Source organism: Ferrimicrobium acidiphilum DSM 19497 (assembly GCF_000949255.1).
GTDB classification, from domain to species: Bacteria; Actinomycetota; Acidimicrobiia; order Acidimicrobiales; family Acidimicrobiaceae; genus Ferrimicrobium; species Ferrimicrobium acidiphilum.
In genome coordinates this window covers 1-20,021 of the sequence record NZ_JXUW01000033.1, presented here as the reverse complement: position 1 = coordinate 20,021, position 20,021 = coordinate 1, and the positions used below count along the sequence as shown (strand labels likewise).

17 protein-coding genes are annotated in these 20,021 nt (G+C 53.8%); 5 read left to right on the top strand and 12 right to left on the bottom strand.

Annotated features, from left to right (window positions below):
* Nucleotides 1-397: 397 nt before the first annotated feature.
* Complete coding sequence (locus FEAC_RS12325; protein WP_052566354.1) at nucleotides 398-814, bottom strand: nucleotidyl transferase AbiEii/AbiGii toxin family protein; 417 nt, start codon at nucleotides 812-814, stop codon at nucleotides 398-400.
* Nucleotides 807-1,112: a hypothetical protein gene (locus FEAC_RS12320; protein WP_052566353.1), complete on the bottom strand. Its 306-nt coding sequence runs from the start codon at nucleotides 1,110-1,112 to the stop codon at nucleotides 807-809. Before FEAC_RS12320 ends, FEAC_RS12325 begins: the two co-directional genes overlap by 8 nt.
* Before the next feature lie 560 nt (nucleotides 1,113-1,672).
* Here FEAC_RS12320 and FEAC_RS12315 point away from each other — a divergent pair.
* Nucleotides 1,673-2,071: a hypothetical protein gene (locus tag FEAC_RS12315; protein WP_035391325.1), complete on the top strand. Its 399-nt coding sequence runs from the start codon at nucleotides 1,673-1,675 to the stop codon at nucleotides 2,069-2,071.
* 918 nt (nucleotides 2,072-2,989) lie between these two features.
* On the opposite strand, the gene FEAC_RS12310 is transcribed toward FEAC_RS12315, so the two are convergent.
* Complete coding sequence (locus FEAC_RS12310) at nucleotides 2,990-3,928, bottom strand: hypothetical protein (RefSeq protein WP_035391326.1); 939 nt, start codon at nucleotides 3,926-3,928, stop codon at nucleotides 2,990-2,992.
* A gap of 635 nt (nucleotides 3,929-4,563) precedes the next feature.
* Between FEAC_RS12310 and FEAC_RS12305 the strand changes: the two genes are divergently transcribed.
* Nucleotides 4,564-4,770, top strand: a complete 207-nt coding sequence (locus FEAC_RS12305; protein ID WP_035391328.1) for a hypothetical protein — start codon at nucleotides 4,564-4,566, stop codon at nucleotides 4,768-4,770.
* A 799-nt stretch (nucleotides 4,771-5,569) separates the two neighbouring features.
* Nucleotides 5,570-6,016, top strand: a complete 447-nt coding sequence (locus FEAC_RS12300; protein WP_035391330.1) for a nitroreductase family deazaflavin-dependent oxidoreductase — start codon at nucleotides 5,570-5,572, stop codon at nucleotides 6,014-6,016.
* Nucleotides 6,017-6,580: 564 nt separating this feature from the next.
* Here the strand turns inward: FEAC_RS12300 and FEAC_RS12295 are convergent.
* The 8 genes from FEAC_RS12295 to FEAC_RS12255 form a co-directional block, all read right to left on the bottom strand.
* Nucleotides 6,581-7,492 (bottom strand): oxidoreductase, encoded by a 912-nt coding sequence (locus tag FEAC_RS12295; RefSeq protein WP_035391332.1) that lies wholly within the window; start codon nucleotides 7,490-7,492, stop codon nucleotides 6,581-6,583.
* Between the two features lie 52 nt (nucleotides 7,493-7,544).
* Nucleotides 7,545-8,297, bottom strand: coding sequence for an ABC transporter ATP-binding protein (locus FEAC_RS12290; protein WP_035391334.1), 753 nt, complete (start codon nucleotides 8,295-8,297; stop codon nucleotides 7,545-7,547).
* A 30-nt stretch (nucleotides 8,298-8,327) separates the two neighbouring features.
* Nucleotides 8,328-9,287: an ABC transporter ATP-binding protein gene (locus FEAC_RS12285; protein WP_035391336.1), complete on the bottom strand. Its 960-nt coding sequence runs from the start codon at nucleotides 9,285-9,287 to the stop codon at nucleotides 8,328-8,330.
* Nucleotides 9,284-10,183, bottom strand: a complete 900-nt coding sequence (locus tag FEAC_RS12280; protein ID WP_081901238.1) for an ABC transporter permease — start codon at nucleotides 10,181-10,183, stop codon at nucleotides 9,284-9,286. Before FEAC_RS12280 ends, FEAC_RS12285 begins: the two co-directional genes overlap by 4 nt.
* Nucleotides 10,180-11,193, bottom strand: a complete 1,014-nt coding sequence (locus FEAC_RS12275; RefSeq protein ID WP_201773909.1) for an ABC transporter permease — start codon at nucleotides 11,191-11,193, stop codon at nucleotides 10,180-10,182. The genes FEAC_RS12280 and FEAC_RS12275 overlap by 4 nt, the downstream gene beginning before the upstream one ends.
* Before the next feature lie 76 nt (nucleotides 11,194-11,269).
* The gene (locus tag FEAC_RS12270) at nucleotides 11,270-12,847 is read right to left on the bottom strand and encodes an ABC transporter substrate-binding protein (protein ID WP_035391338.1); all 1,578 of its coding nucleotides are present in this window, start codon (nucleotides 12,845-12,847) and stop codon (nucleotides 11,270-11,272) included.
* 1,115 nt (nucleotides 12,848-13,962) lie between these two features.
* Entirely contained in the window at nucleotides 13,963-15,840 is a 1,878-nt protein-coding gene (locus FEAC_RS12260; protein WP_035391342.1) for a DUF6242 domain-containing protein, read from the bottom strand.
* 318 nt (nucleotides 15,841-16,158) lie between these two features.
* Entirely contained in the window at nucleotides 16,159-16,899 is a 741-nt protein-coding gene (locus tag FEAC_RS12255; protein ID WP_035391344.1) for a maleylpyruvate isomerase family mycothiol-dependent enzyme, read from the bottom strand.
* Between the two features lie 132 nt (nucleotides 16,900-17,031).
* On the opposite strand from FEAC_RS12255, the gene FEAC_RS12250 reads away from it, so the two are divergent.
* Together FEAC_RS12250 and FEAC_RS12245 are read left to right on the top strand one after the other, a co-directional pair.
* A complete protein-coding gene (locus FEAC_RS12250; RefSeq protein ID WP_035391346.1) occupies nucleotides 17,032-17,802 on the top strand; it encodes an SDR family NAD(P)-dependent oxidoreductase in 771 nt (256 codons plus the stop codon).
* Between the two features lie 171 nt (nucleotides 17,803-17,973).
* Nucleotides 17,974-18,852, top strand: a complete 879-nt coding sequence (locus FEAC_RS12245) for an RNA-guided endonuclease InsQ/TnpB family protein (RefSeq protein WP_052566352.1) — start codon at nucleotides 17,974-17,976, stop codon at nucleotides 18,850-18,852.
* 496 nt (nucleotides 18,853-19,348) lie between these two features.
* On the opposite strand, the gene istB is transcribed toward FEAC_RS12245, so the two are convergent.
* The coding region (gene istB / locus FEAC_RS12235) for an IS21-like element helper ATPase IstB (RefSeq protein WP_052566350.1) at nucleotides 19,349-20,021 on the bottom strand (673 nt) is incomplete at its 5' end.

The following is a 20,021-nucleotide window of genomic DNA, read 5'->3' as shown; positions in this document are numbered from 1 at the left end:
GCATGAAGATAGCGTGCTTCGTTACGCATCTTGAAAATAATCAAGTTCTACTGGGCACACAGAACGCGCTCTGGCGCTGAAACACTGGACTGAATTGACCCCTCGTTGCATCACGCACGGTTCGCGATTGCGAAATTATCGGACGAAGGATAATCCCCGTCCTAGCGTCTGGGTGTCCGCGATAGATGGACTATCAACCGCCGTGCTGCAAGAACATGTCTGTACTAGCTCTAAGTCGATGCCGTGTCGCTGCATCAACACTCGTCAAGTTGCCATCGTCAAAGTATGTGAGGGCCTTGAGAGACTCTGCCGGCTGAAAGGACTTTCCGAAGAGAGTTTGCGCTCCCGTGAGACCAGCGTGGAGTGAAACGCCATACATTAACAGTGCATCGATATCCTAGTAGTCCTTGGCCTCTATCCGGTGCAAAATCACCTTGAGTTTATGAGCCAGGAGATCCACTGGTGATGCAATTAAGAGCACTCCGTCGTCGGTGAGTTCTGGTGGAGCGAGAGATGCGACACCGACCCCGAAAAACGACAACTTTACCCTTGAGGTAAGAACGGTAAGAGTGTCAACCTCCTCTTGGAGAACCTTTCCGTCTGCAACAATTGGCATCGCCTGACGCAGGGCATCCTTGTCGAGAGGTTGTGGCCCGAAGAAATCGAAGTCTACCGATTCTCGGTTGCCGCACCGAAGCGCGACGGCAGTTCCTCCGTAAAGCACTAAGCCAAGATTCCGGGTCGGTCTGAGAAGGGGCCAAAGCGCCTGCTGCTCAGGAGGCAAGATAGATAGACGAGGCTTAAAGCTAGGCACTAAGGCTCCTATACGGCATCTCGGGCGGCTCGGCATCGAACAGTACGACTTTCAACCGATAATTCCAGAACGACCACGATTTGGGGCGGAACCAGCCTGGTTCAGCGTGTGTCAAGACGTCCCGTAACAGCTCCGCACCAAGCGTAATCTCAAGATTGCGCTCGTCATCCCAGTCCCCGATGTCCATAATTTGTGCGATGAGTCGCTCTGGACGCGCGAGTGATTCTTCAGCACTCTGCCACCAGATGTAGTACGTCAGGCGACTTAAGAAGCTCCGCTGTTCCACGGTGAGATCCATATAACTCATTCTACCAGGACAAGTCGCGGTATCGCAGGTTGGTCCGGTGGGGGATTGATGCCCGTGTGGAGTGATTAGGTTCGGATCTGGATTCGCCAGGGTCGCTGCGTGGTTGCTGGTGTCGTTACGTTTGATTTGAGCAAAAACCGTTCTGTTGTGTGTACGCGGGTGGCTGACTTATTTCTTCCATTAGATCCCCTCTGAACTGCCAAATCAATCTAGCAAACCATCGCAACGACGGTTCCTGCTACACGCTATCCATATTTGGGTTGAACGTTTCCAAAACGTCGGTGGCTATGTCGGGGGATGTTGCTGGACCTAGAGATGTAGACGCGTTGGATAATTAGTCCGAAGTTAAGCCCAACCCCACGACCGATAGTGCCTTCTAACAGCTACTTTGTCGTTGAAACTTCGCCACGATGTGTTAGGTTGATGCCTATACCAGACGATAACTCTGGAAGTGATAATTACCATAAGGGGGTAACGATGAAGGTAAGGAACATGGTTCGAGGGGAGCGGTAGTAGCTCTGAGTCTTGGACTTGCTAGTGTAGGAACTGAGATGGGATTGACGGCTCACGAATCTACCGAGACTCATGCGCAGCCAGGGTATACGGTTGGACCTGGCGGCGGTGCTGTCACCTACACATATAGTATGCCGTCCGGCTCCACTCCTTATGGGAATGGAGCCTGTTATGAGTTAGGTCGGTTTGGTTTGCTCGGCCACTGTGCGAGCTCAGGTCATCAGACCATATTACAAGACATCGGAGGTGCGATTTGTGCAGTTAGCGGTGCTTTGTCCGTCATCGATGCGCAAAATGGTGAATTTGAACCTACCAGTAATACAAACATTGTCGGGTATCTGTCGTGTGCAGACACCATCGCGCCAATCGCATTTTCTGTCATTGGCTCCTTGTCGTTACCTCCTGTCCGTGACGGCGTCGTACCCAATGGGGCTTAGGCTGTAGATGTCTATCCTCAGTGTTCTTTACTTCGGTCAGGGCGTGTTAGGTTTACTTGCCTGTTGGGGTTTCCTAATCTCAGCTAATTCGGTAGTAAGAAAGCACTCTCCGCAAGTTGTCCGTATCTTGCTGGTTCGGGGGCGGAGAGATTCAGACATGGCTGCGACAACAACCAAGACGAGAGGCGTAAGCCTTTACGTGTATTCCATTCTCTTTGGTCTTCTAGGTTTGAGTGGTTTTACCAATCTCGTTCTATACGTGTTGCATGCGAATTAAACCTGGACCACTGCTCTAGTCGGAACCCAGAGGTTGGGGACGTGTACCGAAGTGGCCCTACCGACCTTCATGTGGATCAACAGGTTCCTTCCTGGGGTAACTTCAAGTCAGTGGGCCCATAAGCTTGCGTCCCAGGGTGGGGGTTGAGGATTCATCTCCGCTGTGGACCTACATGTGGGCGCTTTGTTGAGCGTAGCACTGCCGCCTTGATCGACTATGTAGGAGCGACTGCATTAGATCAGTAGTTCTCAGGAAACCGCACAGCCTCATTGCCAGAAGGCAAGATTCAAGTGAGCATCGGCCGTCGGCGCATTCACAACCATCTGAACAAGTGAAAGACAAGCGCCTCTACACCAACTGCTCAGAACGCTATGGCCAGTAGCCTGTCCTTGGGGAATCATAAAAGAGGAATGTCACGAAAGTAAAAGAGGATTGTGTCAATCTCGGTGCTACGTTTGGACAATCATTGGGTGTGTATGTGTATGGCTCAACGAGCGTCCATGGGCGATTAGATGCGGTCATTCCGAGCGTGTATCGCGCTTAAAGCTTGAAGAATATTGCGCCCGGGGTTATGGCATACCCCATCCCTTCGGGCGCTACCGTGTGCTGGCACACTTTTCCTGACAACACCACAGCGCTCTCTATTGGGCGATGCTTGCACGAATGGAACTCAACACCTTCACAGCCTTTGCTGCGACGAGTGGGCTGAACTGTGCCACCACAGAGCCGATCAGCGCAAAACCTATCAGCCGTTCGTCGGTCGCATAACCGAAGAGCAATGGGACCATGGCGAGTGCAAACACCGGTCCAATCTGCTTCTTCAAGATAGTCGAGCCGACGTATGCAACGAGAAGGGAGATGACGACCACGTATGGATCATGTGTCAAGAGCAATAGGCCGATTGACAATTCAAACGGAGTCACCAACCAAATCATCGTAATGATGTCGTCGAGCACCGGATGGGTTCTCGAGAGATGTTGAGCGCGTTCAGACATCGCCACCAACAGTGGAGGCACCATGAGCAGTGGACTACCAAATATCGCCATCATGAGTAAAGCTACGACCAACGATCCAACAACCTTGCCAACATGCTCGAGTTCCCAGGATGTGGCGCGGTCGCGTCTAAAGCTCGGCCTGAGCAACACCAATGCAACAAGGGCCTCGATCCCCATGAGCGCGGCAACCGCTACGGGATACCACCATGAATGAATATCCAGATAAATCGGTAAAAGCCCCGCAGACAGTGCAGGCAGCGCAGGCACCTTCAGTATCACCAAACCCGTGAACACCACCCCAAGTGCAAGAGGGATCTTCAACCAGATCGGGGCATCCACATACATCGACATACCGAGTCCAAAGATCGCTGCGAGCACAATGTATGAGTAGAACGGAATAAGTTGATCGAGCCACGCACGATTCCTGAAGAATAACAGTCCTGAGCCAACAGCACCCATCTCCGGTACTAACGCTGCCGACTGATGGAAAACATGTACAGCGATAACCATCGAGACTGCGATACCGATAACAACGGCTGCCGCAGCGCCCTTGTGATGTATCGCTTGAGTAATAGCTTGTTTCATATCTATCACTTTAGTAGTAATCTAGTCAATCACCATCCATTGCAGGTGCTGTCATCACGCGAGTGGCGTCCGGGTGGGATAGACCTCTATGGGCATAGTGATAAGGTTCCTGTAGCTCCACAATCCGTTTTTAATTCTTCGCGTCACTCCAGTGCATTCGGTGTTGTCGTTACCACCTCCTCAGACCATGAGAGCCAAAGGCAACGGGGATCATGAGACGGAAAATAGGCCTACTATCTGCTATTACGACAACCGTCGGAGTCCAGTTTTGACTTCACGTTAGGCAAGACAGGCCTTGACTCGATACGTGGTGTCGATCGGCACTCACGAATAACAGCTAAGATAATTGCGCTCGAGCCAGATAGTCCTGTACGATCGTTGACGTTCGGATGTGGCGAGGACCTACGCGCCAACTACTCCAGATGCGGTTGTCAAGGGGCACATTTTTGTCTTCACACCCATTATCCATGGTCACACAACGATGTAAAATATTATATTATTTATATCGTGAAGGCAGCGGTGGCTCATGCATACTCAGAACGCAGGCGCTCCCATTATGTGTCTGCTGTCTAGTCGCGTGCAGGACCGAGCGCGATCGCTTTTTCCAAGTGAAGTGGGCTCGAGGAATTGCCATCTTGGATTTAGGGACGTCGTCCCACTTAGATGAACGAGGCGTTCTGCTTTTCGGTGGTAGTGGTGGCGAAGGGCGACTCTATTGGAAGGCCTCTGGATCTTCGACGGTGGGAACTGCTAGGAACTTCGTCGATCGAGTCGTCTTCTTCGTTGGTAAAGACGACCATGAATATTTCGACGATACTTGGTTTCTGGTCCTTGGCGAATGAATCCGCTGAGGGCTGCGAGGGCCGTGAGGTGATCAGTCGCGAACATCCGAGCCGGTATTCGCGGCTAAATACTTCAGTAGATCGCACAGTTCGTTTCTGCACAGAGGGGAGAAGGGGACGTCTCTAGTCGTCATCGGTCTCAATACTACAGGGGCAGACATCAACGGTCGCGACCTCGATCCGGCGCAAGGCAACTTGTCTTGGCCTCGATCTCCGATCCTGGAAGAACGCTGATCGTTGCACTCGCTATCTACTTGTAAAGCAGGATCACCTCCGCCACCGTCAAGCGATCGAAGAAGGCTAACCGATCGCCTCCGGAGTGATCGAAGATGCGTGTCGTCATCTCGTAAAGGATCGCCTTGATTTGACCGGTGCCCGTTGGGAACTCAACGGAGCGGAGGCGATAATGAAGCTACGCACCTTACCCAGCAACGGCCACTTCGACGAGTACTAGAGCTTTTATCTCGACAGAGAACGCCACCCAGTGCACGAGGCTCGCTTCGTGTATGCAACAATCGCCCTGGTTGCAAGAAGTCCCTCTACGGGAGCCGCACCCATTTAAATTCCTAGACGATTGCGATATCGTTGTCCAAGAGTTTGCAGTTACGAACCGTACATTTGAGCGGCTTACTATCCCGTTGTGCGGCTAACCTAGGGCGATCCATTCGGGCACAACGTTTCCAGGCGCCCGAGATGTGAGTTCAGCACTCGCCTCACCCAATTGACCCGGAAATCTATTTCTGACATCAACTCCGCCTGTCTCAATCAGCTGATGCGATTACTCCTCTAGACTGGTCTTATGCCATTGTCAGGTGAATATGAACCGAGCACCCAAGAGTGGGTTCGCAATCAGGTAGATCTCTACGAACGTACGAATGGTCAACAGGGTGGAACACTGTCAGACACGGGGCTGCCCGTTATAATTCTGTGGACGTTGGGCGCAAAAACGGGGAAGTTGCGAAAGACACCTTTGATGAGGGTTGAGCATGAAGGTGAATATGCCTTGATAGCCTCCAAGGGTGGCGCACCAGAACATCCTTTTTGGTACTACAATCTGGTTGCCCATCCAGACAAGGTCACTATTCATGACAGAGACATTTTGATGGATGCGATTGTTCGAGAGGTTGAGGGAGCGGAGCGCGTACTGTGGTGGGATCGGGCAGTCGCCGCCTTTCCTCCTTATGCTGAATACCAAACAAAGACCTCCCGCCACATTCCAGTCTTTGTTGCCAAGGCGGTATCGTAGGCGCCAACACCAAGATACCAGTCTGACTGGACCTGCTCGCAATTGGGGATACAGCCGGGGACTGAAAGCGCCTGGAGAGCCTATGTAATGCCAGCAGCAATGTTGGCAGCAATGTTGGCAGTTGGCGAAGATGCCGAATTCTGCGACGAAGCAGTAAGAGCGAATGAGGACTGGCGACTACGTCCTAAGTGGACTTGAGAATATTTGATCCTTAGCGCGAGCAGGTCGTCAAGATCCAAGTTTGGAGTTTCTACAGCAACTGTTTTGCAGCAGTTGCCGAACATTTGGAAACATCTAGCCATAGGGCGATAGCGGAATTCAGCTCCTCGAGGAGGAGCGTTTTGATTCCACTACAACCGGATGAAAGCAATCGAGTAATGGGACCCCAGTGCAGTTGAGCCAGTTCGGTCAAGTGTTTCCAACTGGCATCGATACTGTTTTCAGCGGTATGCATTCCCGGGTTTAAGCGACTGATGGGCAAGAAAGACCCGCATGTGCAGGCAGACCGGATGGGTGCTGGATGCCTAGCTGCGGCCCTGCGAGACAGGTGCGCTCTCTTGTATTTCAAATTGGGAAGCCGACGCCGCTGATGGCAGCAGAGATCCTCCATAGTTCGCTAGCGACGTGGACATCGAGAGCAGTTTTCGGTAGTTGAGCCGGACGCGCTTGACGCCCCCAAAGTTCTTTGAAGCCATTTGGACCCAGATAGCTACCATTGGTGACGAGGGGGTCGGTTGCTGCTTGGATTAGTGGAATTGCGCCTCGCTCAGCCGTCTGCGCAAAGAGGAGATTGGCCCCCGTCATGGCGATCTCGCCTATGCGTCCAAGGTTGGCCCGACCAGTCCGTCGTTGAAGACCGGTGTTCGCGAATCCTGGGTGGGCGGCAACGCTAGTCATTGGGAGCTTTTGCGCATCTATCCTTCGAGCAAGCTCCCGGGCGAATAGTAGATTAGCGAGTTTGGACTGGGCATAGGCGCGTGAACGACCATAGCGTGTCAGTCCTTGCAGATCGTCGAGTTCAATGCGGCCCTGATTGGCTACCAGACTTGCGACTGAAACTACCCTCGGAGAGTCACTAGCCATGAGCACTGGGAAGAGGTGCGCTGTTAAGGCGTAATGCGCGAGGTAATTGATACCGAATTGCTGCTCGAACCCGTCCTCAGTCATGGCTCGAGGTAGCATCATGACTCCTGCATTGTTCACTAATGTGTCGAGAGTTGGATGTCGTTCCATGAGTTCATCAGCCGCAGCCCGTACCGACGATAACCTCGCTAGATCGATCTGCAGCAGTTCGAGCTCAGCTCCGGGGACTCGTTGGTGAATCCAGTCGATAGCTTCCTGTCCTCGTTGAAGACTTCTGCAACCAAGAACGACGACGCTGCCACGCCGCGCAAGCCCGAGGCTACACCATCGCCCCAATCCGCCGTTGGCTCCGGTTACGAGGGCTACACGATTATGTGGGGACAAATCAGGCACTTAGGTGGAGTCTAATCTTTTGGAGTGAGCGCCCGGAGATGAGTAAAAACGGTCATTTAGGTAAGCGAGGAATCGATCGCAACAGTTCCCGCGTATATGGGTGTTGTGGGTCGGTGAAGATGTTTTCGGTTGAATTATCCTCTACGAGTTCCCCTCGATAGAGGACGATGACTCGAGAGCAGATGTGGCGTATGACCGCCATGTCGTGGGAGATGAAGACAAGGGTGAGACCTAATTCTTCCACCAACTTGGCGATGAGGTTGAGCACTTGGGCTCGAACAGAGACATCGAGCGCCGAAACTGGCTCATCGGCGATAAGAACAGAGGGTTGAGGAGCAAGTGCACGTGCTATTGCGACCCGTTGCCGCTGTCCCCCTGAGAGCTGGTGTGGGTACAACCTTTCGCTGTTGAGGGGTAGCCCGACCGCACTCAGGATCTCTAAAACCCGATCTCGTTCGTTCCCTGCAAGCTGTAGAGAACGTATTGGCTCCGCAATTGATACGCCGACGGTCAGCCTAGGGTCGAGGGAGCCAAAAGGGTCTTGGAAGACAATCTGGACTTGACGGCGGAAATCAAGCAGTCCCGCTCTCGCTGTGGGTAGTGGTCGCCCATGGAACTGCAGCTCACCTGCGCTTGGAGTGTCCAGCGCGACCAACAATCTCGCCAGCGTCGACTTACCCGAGCCGGATTCGCCTACGATTCCTACACGTTCACCCGCCTCTACCGTGAGGTTAATGTCGTTGAGTGCCCGTACGCTGCGACCGCGACCGCCATAGATTCGACTTACATGTTTGAGAGTGAACACGTTTGGATCGGAAGGTAACGCAGGCAAAGCTTACTGGTCCGATCCGTAGGGGTGCCAACAGCGCACTTGATGTGATCCACCGGTTGACGGCGGCATGTTAGTGCAGCGATTCGATTCTCGTTCGCATCGACCACGAAAAGTACAGCCAGAAGGAAACTTGCCTGCCTCGGCTACAACGCCTGGGATTGTGGGAAGTTGGCCGAATAGCTCATGGTCTAGATCTTCGATACCGTGTGAGGTTGCTAGCAGTGCACGCGTATAGGGGTGTTGTGGCGCACGCAAAAGCTCCTGTGTGGTGGCGGACTCGACAACAACACCGCCGTACATTACCTGGATCCGATCGCAGACGTTTGCGACTACTGCGAGATCGTGACTGATAAGCATCAGCGCGCAACCGTGCTCTGCAGTGAGATCCTGAAGGAGTTCGAGCACCTGGGCTTGAACGGTAACGTCGAGTGCAGTCGTCGGCTCATCGGCCAAAATCAGGTCAGGGTTGCAGGCGATCGCCATAGCTATCATCACACGTTGCCGCTGTCCCCCTGAGAGCTGGTGTGGGAAGGCTCGGGCCTGTTGTGCTGGCGCATCGAAACCGACACGTTCAAGCAGGGATATCGCCTGCGTCGCGCTCTCGTTGCGAGAGAGGTGGTGGTGAATTCGGAACACCTCGCCAACCTGCTTACCGACTCGCATGAGAGGGTTCAAGCTCGTCATGGGTTCTTGAAAGATCATGGCGATCCTATTGCCGCGTAAGTTAGCGTAGTTACGCTCATGGAGGTTGGTGAGTTCCTGGTCTGCTAGGCGCACCGAACCGGAGAGATGGGCTCGCTGTGGCAGCAGACCCATCACCGCGAGAGCAGTCAATGATTTTCCGGACCCGGACTCACCGATGAGACCAAGACGCTCGGTGGGTTCTATCGAGAAGCTGATGCCTTTCAGTAGTTCAATGTTACCTATCGTGAGCTGGAGGTCAGAGACCTCAAGCAGACTCATTGGCGACCCTTTAGCGTGGGATCTAGGAGATCGCGGAGACCATCGCCGAGCGCGTTGAGACCAAAGACGGTCACGGCAATGGCTATCCCTGGCCACAGAGCTAAGAGCGGATCTTGATAGAGATAGTTTTGGGCACTCTCTAGCATCCCTCCCCATGTGGGGGCGGGTGGAGGGGTTCCGAGGCCGAGATAGGAGAGTGCAGCAACCGCCAGGATTGTCACCGATAACAGAAGGGCAATCTGTGCCACCAATATCGGCATGATGTTGGGTAGTACATGTCGCCTTGCGATCTGAAGGTTCGAGCGTCCGTAGGCCCGCGCAGCCAGGACATAATCCGTCGAGAGAACTCCGAGTGCGGTAGAACGGGTGACTCTCGCAAAGACCGGGATCGAGGCTATCCCGATGGCGAGAGTCGCCGTTAGCGTGGAGGCACCAAGCGCAGCGACCAGAGTGATAGCGGCGAGCAACGCCGGAAAGGAGTAGAGGAGATCAACGCCACGCATGATCACCTCTCCGGTGGCCCCCCTTTTGAAGGCGGCAACGAGGCCGGCAGGCACGCCGATCAGAAGAGCGATGATCACCGCACCCAAGCTAGATAGCAACGTAATCTGGGTTCCGGTCATCAAGCGTGATAACACGTCGCGACCGTATTGATCGGTTCCAAGTGGATGAGCGAGACTTGGGCGGAGGAGCTCGGAACCAGTATTAACAGTGAGGGGGCCATACGGTGTCCACCAGATAGAGACGATCGCCACAATAATCGTGACAGCCACAATAATCGCTCCTGTCGTAGCACTCGGACTTGACAAGAGTAGCCGCAGCGGTGATACCTTGTGCCCTGGGGTCGCCCGCCGCACGTTGTCGCCCGCCTCTCCGTTTGCCTCGAAACTGCTCATGAACGCAGCCCCATGCGGGGGTCGATGATCCGGTAGAGAATATCGACGATGAGGTTGACGACGAGTACGGTGGTTGCGACGAGCATCACGATATCTTGGACGGTGATTAGATCGCGATTCGCCACGCTAGAGAGTAGTAGGCTTCCGAGGCCCGGAAGGGTGAAGACAGCTTCGATCACCACCGCTCCGATGATGAGGCCCGAAAGCTCTAGACCAAGGACGGTGAGCACCGGGATGCTTGCGTTGCGAAGTCCATGGCGAATGAGAGCTTGATTTGGTCGGAGACCCTTAGCGCGAGCGGTGCGGAGGTAGTCCGCCTCGAGAACCTCCACCACCGAGGTGCGAAAGTAGCGGGCAAGGATTGCACCCTCCACGATTCCGAGGGAGATAGCGGGCAGAATTAGCGATTGCAATGCTCCGGTAATGCTCGTTGACCAGGTGGTGAACCCGCTTGCTGGCAGTAGCTTGAGATCGACCGCAAACACGATAATGAGTAGGATTCCTAGTACGAAGTTCGGCACTGCGATACCGATCTGTGCGAGACCAGATAGCACGACTCCTGACTTTGTGGCGTGGCGGACGGCACTCGCGATTCCAAGAGGAACGGCGATGATGATCCCAACTAGGAGTCCACCCAGGACGAGCGGTCCCGTGACCTCCAGGGCAGCCCCGAGCACGGGAGCTATTGGTTGTGATGAGATATAGGAGTTGCCGAGATGCAGGGTGATGAGTCCATATATCCAATGTACGTACTGATCAACGAGCGGCCTGTTCAGTCCAAGCTTTGCGGTCAGAGCTGCTACCGAGCTTGGAGTCGCTTGAGTGCCGAGAATCACCTGTGCTGGCTTGCCCGGCAGGATGTTGAGAATCCAAAAGATGAGCACAGAGGCCAGAAACATGGTGATCAACAGTGAGGAGATGCGCCGGATTAGGAACCGCAGAAGTTCGTGCCGGTTAGCCCTAGCTTGGGGGGTGGGATCACCTACTACAGGAAGCTCAGCGATCTGCACGGCTCTCCTCCTTGGCTGGTTCGTCCATCATGCCAGCTCCGCGGTTTGGCACCAATATGTCACCGGCAATATCGAGTTAGCTGAGATATCCGAGACGCTGCGCCGATGCTGGGATGCTGCCACCGATGCCGACATAGGAGAGGTTGTAGGACTCCGTGTAAGCGGTGGTAGGAATGCCCACGATATTCTTGTCGATAACGGTGATAAAAGGTGCGATATAGAGCCAATCATTGACTGCATCCGAGGTGATCTGCTTGAGGACCTTCTGATAGCCCGCGATCCACTGTGCCTTGGTGGGTGCAGCGTTGGCGGCAGTTAGTTCGCTCGCAACCTCGGGCGTCTTGGCGTAGTGCCAGTAGTAACCAGTAGTTCCATAGTTGGAGACGTCACGACCCTCCGCCTGATCGATGATGGTTGCCTGGAAGTTGCCACCCTCGAATACCTGCGATATCCATAGTGGAAAGTCGATAGTGGAGACGCTTACCTTGATGCCAATGGCTCCAAGTTCGGAGACGATCAGCGGGGCCGCCAGCTTCGCGTAGAAGTACGGTGGAAGCACTAGTTGGAGGTTGAATCCCTTGGCGTACCCTGCTTTTGCCATCAGCTTTCTGGCTGTTTTGACGTTGTATGAGTACTCGTTAGCGAGGTTGAGATAGTACGGATCGGCTGGCACCGTATCGGTGCCGTCGATCAGGCCATAGCCTCCGGAGGCGGCATCCATGATCGCCTTGCGGTCAGTCGCAAATAGGATGGCCTGGCGCACGAGCTTGTTTCTCAGTGGCCCGTAGGTGTTGTTCAGGGTCATCTGAACCTTGCCATTAGTAAGACCCGATACCACCTTGTACTTGGGGTTGGATTTGAAGAGCGTCGCATCTGACGGGGCGGAGAGGTTGTCAATCATGTTGACCTGACCGCTTTGCAAGGCGGCATTCAAGGAGTTTGCGTTGGAGAAGTAGCGAAAGACCACTCCGGAGACGTGGGGTTTGTACCCCCAATACTGGGAGTTCCTTGCCAAGGTGACCGAGTAATTAGAGACTTCGCCAGTTACTTTAAAAGGTCCAGTGCCGATGGGGTCGGTTGCCATCGTCGAGATGGTGGATGGATCGAGGATGACGCCGTTGGAGTAGGCGGCCAAGTCGTAGAGCCAGTTCCAGCTTGGGGTCGTCAAGGTCACTCGAACCTGGTCTGAACCGACTTGATTCACCGACGAGACATCAAAAATTTTGCCGTAAGGATACGTCGAGCCAGGGGCATATACGCGTTTCAAGCTAAAAACAACATCCGCTGGCGTAAGAGGATCGCCGTTAGAAAACTTGACACCTTTTCGAATCGTGAACGTGTAGACCTTGTTCGCATCACTCACGGTATAGGAGCTGGCTAGCACCGGGACTATCGACCCATTGGGCGCAAGTTGAACGAGATGTTGGAGCACGTTGTAGTCGATCACCTCATCGATAGCTTGTGAGGCATTGGCCGTTGGGTTCAAGGTTGGCGGGAAGACATTCGACGAACCGATGGTGAGAGTCTGAAGCGGAGCACTCTTGTTCGTTGAGGATGTAGTTGACGTGCTCGATGATCCACAGGCTGCGAGCATGAGCGCCCCACTAGTGACCAATGCTGCTAACCGTGCCAGGTGCCGAAGCGAATGAGCCACCCCTCCCCCTCTCCTTGTCGATCCCAACGCATCTAAACTTAGCCTATAAACTGACGGCAACGAGCGATCGGTGTGCATTTGGGTGCTACTTATCCTTCCCCCGACCCCGCCCCGATCTTAGGAGACGTTTAATGGCTGACGGATCCGGTGTTGATAAGGTCAGATTATGGAGCCGAGGAGTTCGCCCTCGTTGGCTGTAATCCTTAAGGGATGGTGTCGCTTCAACGAGACGATTCTTGGGTTTGTAAGGTTGTGATGACGACCACCGACGCCGGCGATTCTTCTGCAGATCTCGGATTTAGCCCTTATGACCGACTTGAATACGTCCACATTCGCGAACCTGCTTTGCCATGAGCGTGGAGGCGCGGACAAGAAGAATTGCAAGAGCAAAGCTCGCCTCTGCCGTCTTTCGTCTGACCGTAGGTGCGACCCAGGTAAGAAAGCAGCTAAAAATATAATCTCAACTGCCCCAAGACATACGATCGAGGTGTACGGACCGATATTGCACTCTAGCTCTACCAACGTCAGGCATGGCGACTCAGTGAAGCTTCAACTATCGATCACTACGTGAGCGATCAAGGAGGCTCCCTCCTCCACTTTGGAGAGGAGGTCACAATCTCTCCTCCTCTGGTCTACCGCGGTGGGCACTCGAAGGGCGGAGATAGGTGCTCCGCTTGCAAGCTGTGCGAAAGTAGCAGTGGTTGGCGTCGAAACGGGAGCTGAGTCCTGGTTGTCTGGTCAGCAGTGGCACCTCATCAAACAAGCGGATTGCAGCCGTCCTGTCGGTGCCTCAATGTTTTTTGTTAGTCTGGATCGAGATCATCCTCCTCGACGACGAGGTCCCACCTGTCTCCACAATCTTGGCACCTATAGCTGAGCACGTCACCGACGGCGAGAGGTTCATCCGGATAGGATCGGGGCATCAAAAAAGCTCGTCCCAAGCAGTCGACGCAAGTTATCTCTGCGGATAGCCGAAAGGGTTGCCCATCGGGATTACCCAATTTAATCCTCCGAACTTATTCATAGTTAGCTTCCTTTGTCGCTGGTCAGGTACAGAAAAGCGTCAGCATAGCGGATTGTAATTTTCGACCACTACTTCGCGAAGTCTACTAGCACTAGCTTTTGCTTGAAGCGACATCGAAGCTCGCACCGAAGTTGGAGGTTGCTAACAACGGGTATGATCCATCGGCGATCCATGCTTTTCCATTTCCACCAGGGGCGAGTCCGTGTCCTGACGAGATATTCAGCCAGCTTGGGAGATTCCTAGCCACGAAGTTTCTTCCACCGTCGGTGGTCAGAAAGAGTCGATTTGACGTCCATAAGTATCCAACCGAACTGTCCAAGAATTTCACTCCATATGGCGAAATCTGCGACCAAAGGCTAGACGAGTATCGTGTCCAACTTCTTCCAGCGTTTGTGGTGTGGTAAAGGTAGTAAGTCATTACGCGAACGTTTTTCTTGTAAGGGTTATTGACGGGTGAACCGACTGTGCCACCGATCATCCACCAGTCGTTGGCGCTCAATACATCGGGTGAAAGAGGCATGAACGGAACGGAGACTCGTTCCCAGCGTCTGCCACCGTCTGTGGTAGAGAGAATGCTGTTTCGGTTTGGAATGGCCGCCACGATCCCTGTGGACGGCGTCGCAAAGTCGGCGAAAAGGGCCTGGTCTCCCTTTGGCAAAGGTGCCCTTTCCCAAGCTTGAGAGCGGACTTGAGTCCAAATAGCTCTGTTCGACACGGCAATTTTCGTCGCATCAAAGAGCTGAAAGTCGAGCAAAGTGGATGCCGGGGTCTTTGTAGCTGCCATGGGATCCCCCGAGGCTACCGGTATTTCGAGTGCCCGCCCTCCTCTTGAGACTGCTGCAAGGGTTCCTTTATTGATAGACAGCTTCTCGGCCCAGTAAGGAGGATAAAGATCGACCCATGGCGACCCAGGTCGGAGCTGATTCCACAGCGATCCAATATTTGTGAGGGCAACGGCCCCAAAGGGGGTAGTGGACCGGAAGTAAGCCAGTGAGGTAGACGGAGAAGCGCTAGTGGAGAGGATCTGCACCGCCGACCAATGAACTCCGCCGTCAGAGGTGAAATAGAGGGCTCCACGGGGCCCCCGCGCTTCTACCAAGTAGCCAGTCGTGGCCGAAGTGAAGCTGATCTGTTCAAGATATCCGTTCATTGGTAAGGCTGATGGCGAGTACTGGCTAGGAGACTTGGACACTTCCCGCCATGTCTGCCCCCTATTGTCCGTCCTAAAGAGGATCTTTGATTGCGATCCGGCACCAGGTTCGCTGCCGATTGCTAAGTAACCGGTCTCCGGTGATCCAAATGAGAAACTTACGTAACGAGGGATCAGGTAACCATAACTCTCCACTGGAAGCGAGCTTGCGGAGTTCCAGGTTTTCCCGGAGTCCGTAGTGGATGAGATCGACAGAGAGGGGACTCCATTTGCATTCGAGGAGGCGCCAAATAGGGCAATACCGTCTCGGGAGTTGAAAAAATGGACCTGTATGAATGAAGCGCTAGTGACCGGCTTCCATGACCTACCAGCGTCAGAGGTCGAATATAAGTCAAGGACCGAGCCTGGACCATTGGTCTCGGCAAGGGCGAATCCGTCGTTGGGACTTGGAAAATCTAACTGCACAACATCGCCAGGTAGGTTTCCAAGGTTGTCCCAGCTCGACTTGGGTGTAGTTCGGACAAATAGCTGACTTTTTGCTCCAACCAATTCGGTTATGTAGGTCACTCCGAATCTAGTGATCAGTTTCGCTCCTTGAAGGTTTAAATTCGGCGAGTTCCCCCAGTTGATCGCTACCGCCGAAGCCAGCTTGATCGTCGGGAATTTTGTAGCAAGCAGCTTTCCAGGGGTTTTGTTTTGAACTACGGGCTTGGCGATTGGCGTTGCCCCTGGCGAACCACAGCTCGCCAGGAGTGCAATCAGCGGCAAAAGAGCCAACGACGCTATCTGCCTCAGTCGCCTTTGGCCGGTTAACCCCATCTTTGTAGCCTAACTGGTGTAGGACGTCTGGCGATGACAGCGCTTGTATTCTGCGATATCCTCTCGGTAGCATCTCGACGGCGCACAGAGTGTACTACTCGCGTGCTGGAACTATTGCTATCTGTGGTAGTGGAATCCCTCGCCTAGCGCAGATGACCGAGGTGCTCATCCGTGCAGAGCCGCCAGAGAAAAGTTTGGAAAATTCAACGAAGGGCATCGCCGCCACCGTTGGGCGACACGACGCTCGGCCCAGTTCGATGACAATCTCGCAGTGTTAACCGACGGCGCGGTGATTAGATGCGATATTCTTCCAGTAGATCAGCGGGGAATGCTCGAGAAGTCTTGGATTGCGGTGGAGTCTCCAGTGGTGGTGAGTCCTTCTGCAGGACGATTCCAACCAAAGAGATAGAGCGCAACGCTGCTTCCCTTGATGGTGGCATCTGCCGGTCTCTCGTCGTGTCCGGCCGAGATCTCGAGGCCGTTGAGTTCGACATACCAAGGCTGCCCTGGGCTTTCTGTAGGGGTCAGTGCGAGCACGTGATGCTCCATGGGATGAGTGCTTCGTGGGCTGCGCGTCGGCAGGAACACGGTGAGCAACTCATCGAGCCCATCAGCAGCTAACGCTGCATCGATACCAAGTTCTTCGGGTGGCGTGGATGAGGGCGAGGCGGCGTCTAGATCAATGAGGTGAATGGCGAGTTCGTGGGCGAGTCGACGGATGTACCAACCTACGATCTGATTCTCTCCAGTCCAGTTCCATGCCGGATCTTCTGGTTCATGGTTTAGGAACGTTGTTTTAAGTTCCCGGTAGCTCAACGAGAGCCACTCTGGTGCCGTCATACCATTAGGAGGTGTCGATGGCATCGCATCTGGATCTGGATCGGCGTTGGTCTCGATTCGAATCCTCATCCGGGAGAGGACGATCGCAAGGTGATTAATCAGTGCGTTCACATCCCACTCTGGACAGGTTGGTACCGGATCTGCTCCAGGGAGCTGCACGGCTCGTTGCTCGATGCTGTTCATAAGGGTGTCGATTGTGATAAGTCGGTCGTCGTCCACGGCGGTTCCTCTTCTCTGTTCGCACAAGTGCGAAAGTGCGTCGTTTGGTGTCTATTGGTTAATTGACATTGGGTGCGTACTCCCAGGCTATATGAACCGGGGATAAGGTAGAGACATTACGAAGGAGGGGTTATGGAGGAGTTTGCACGACTATTTGATCTGAGTGGGAAGCGTGCGTTGGTGATCGGAGCCGGAAGTGGGATAGGGGCCGCCTCGGCTAAGGGGTTGGCTGCCTTTGGAGCCGAGGTTTGGTGTGCCGATATCAATGATGAAGCGATTGCGAAAGTCGCGGCCGATATCTCCGGAGCCCGGTCGTTTCACTTTGACGTCGCTGATCCTGGAGCAAGCTCCAATCTGTTGTCGACCTTCGGTATACCTGACATCGTTGTGTCGACGCCTGCCATCAACGTACGTAAACGTATTACCGAGGTCAGTGATGACGAGTTTGACCGAGTGATCGAGATCAATCTCAAGGGCAACTTTCGTGTGATGCGAGATTTCGGGCGTGCGATGGCGGCCAATGGTGGCGGCAGCATTATCGCGTTCTCGAGTATCCGTGCCCAGGTTGTGGAGCCTGGCCAGGCGGTCTATGCGGCGACGAAGGCAGGGGTACTTCAGATGCTTAAGGTTCTGGCAGCTGAGCTTGGACCCCAAGGAGTGCGAGCCAATGCAATCGCTCCTGGTGTTGTTGAGACTCCGCTGACCGAACAGATCAAAAGTAATACGAGCTGGTATGAGGCATATCGAGATAAGACCATGCTGGGGAGGTGGGCACAACCATCAGAGATGGTAGGAGCAGTTGTTTTTCTAGCGTCTGATGCGAGCTCGTACGTCACCGGCTCGTATCTGGTCGTCGACGGTGGTTGGCTCGCAGCCGATGGTCGATTTGACCCACCGGCCTAAAAGCTGCACCTCCTGAGATCGAGCCTCTGTTGCGAGAGGCCTGAGTTTATCAAAGAGCGCCGGAAGACCCCGTCTGTGAGGGCGGGGATGGATAGGCGCATGCTGAGCTGGATTTCTCCGTATCCGTCAAGACTGTCAGACCCTCGGCCAATACTACGAGCATGAGCATTCGTGAGCGCCTGTACCCAGGAGAACAGGAACTACCTGTTCTTGCGCGTCACTGCTCCGATGCTCGCTATGTCTGGAATCTCGCTCTCGAACAACACAACTTGCGGAGACGCGAACGATCACAAAAGATCACTACCCATTCTTGGGATGCTAGAACTTGCCGAAGCTCGTAAAGAGACATGGCTCAAGGAAGGTTCTGCCGCAGTCCAGCAGCAAGCTCTTCGAGACCTAAGCCAGGCGTTTCAAAACTGGTGGAAGAGACCAGATCACTTTGGACGTCCGACTTGGCACAAGGCTGGCATCAATGAAGGTTTTGCTGTACGAGATCTGTCTGTAAGGTGCATTAATCGTAGATGGGGTCAGGTATTCGTTCCTAAGTGCGGATGGGTCAAATTCCGCGTCACTCGTGAATGGAGTGACATCGAAACAGCATCGTCTGCCAGAGTCACCCTGGATCGTTCTGGCAGATGGTTTGTTAGTTTCACACGTCTAGCTCCACAGATTGAGCGCAAGTCAACAGGGTTCGTCATTGGTATTGACATGGGCATCGCGATTACGGTGGCTACGTCTAACGGTGAGTTTCTCGATATGCCAGAACTTCTCACCAAAGGAGAGCATCAACGCAAGAGACGCTTACAGAGGAGGCTCGCCAGACAAGTCAAGGGCTCCAACCGCTATAAGGCCACCAAACTAGCCATAGCTAAGCTCGCAGCCAAAGAAGTAGACCGACGTAAAGACTGGATCGAGTGGACCACAACCGATCTGGTGCGCGACTATGACTTGATCTCACTAGAGACACTAAAGTGTAATGCCCCACCACCTGGAGAATTGGGACGACAAAACCTAAGCATCCGACGATGCGAGCTGGTCTTTGCGTTGTGAGATGCTCTGGCCTAGGCAACCCTCTCGGTTACGGTGACCTCAAACCCGAGAGCTTCAATCCGCTTGCTCAGTCGCTTTACCTGAACAGTTGGATCGTTGTGGCTCTCGAAGTAATTGGCACCTGTTTCTTCAGATGTACAAAGGATAGCACAAGCATTACATGCATCTGTGGTGTGCGCTAGCTCATCAGGACTAAAGATTAAAAACATGACCAAGTCAGCCAAAGGAACGAAAGACAAGCCTGGCAAGAACGTTAAGGCAAAGTCCGGACTTAACAGGTCAATTCTCGAACAGGGCTGGGGCTTGTTCTGCCAACGGCTTACTGACAAGGCTACCAGTGCTGTAACACCAGTAGAAATCATCGCTATCTGTCAAGGGACATCTCAACCTGCATGCTCACGGACACCTAAGTTGCACGGTGACGGACACTAGTTTTGCACGGGTGAAGGCGCCACTTGAAGAGCGTGTCGCACCAAGCTTTCATTTGGGATTGGTGTTAGAGGGGCATCACCCCCTTGCCCGAGAGAGCCTGTGAGAGTCGGATGGACTCGCCGGTCGTCTCTATGAGATGGGCATGGTGAGCCAGGCGGTCGACAAGCGCTGCAGCAATCGATCTTGGGTTGAGGATCTCATCAAAGGAAGCGAGTCCAAAGTTAGAGGTCACTATCAACGAGGTGGTCTCATAACAGGTCTCGACGACGCGATAGAGCGCTTCGGAGTCGTTCTCACCAATCGGTAGGATCCCTAGATCATCGATGATGACCAGATCGAGACGTCTGAACTTGGCCAGGGTTGAACTAAGGGTATCGGTCGCCTTGGCCGTTGCGATGGTTTGGGCAAGCGATTCGGAGTTAAACCACGATACTCGCATACCAGCCTCGATCCCCTCGGATGCCAGTGCCTCTGCAAGGAAGCTCTTACCCGTCCCTGGCGGACCACAGACAACGAGGTTCTCTGCTCGCCGTATCCACTCCAAGGTACCAAGTGCGTTAATGACATGGGTGGGCACCGATGAGACCGAATGGTCAAACCCAGCCAGGGTTCTATTGCCAGGCAGGTTTGCAACCGCGCGTCTCACGAGTAGTGTCGAGGCATTTCTCCCGTCGATCTCGGTTTCAAGGAGAACTCGTAGGAGCTCTATTGGATCCCACCGTTGCGCCTTGGCCGTT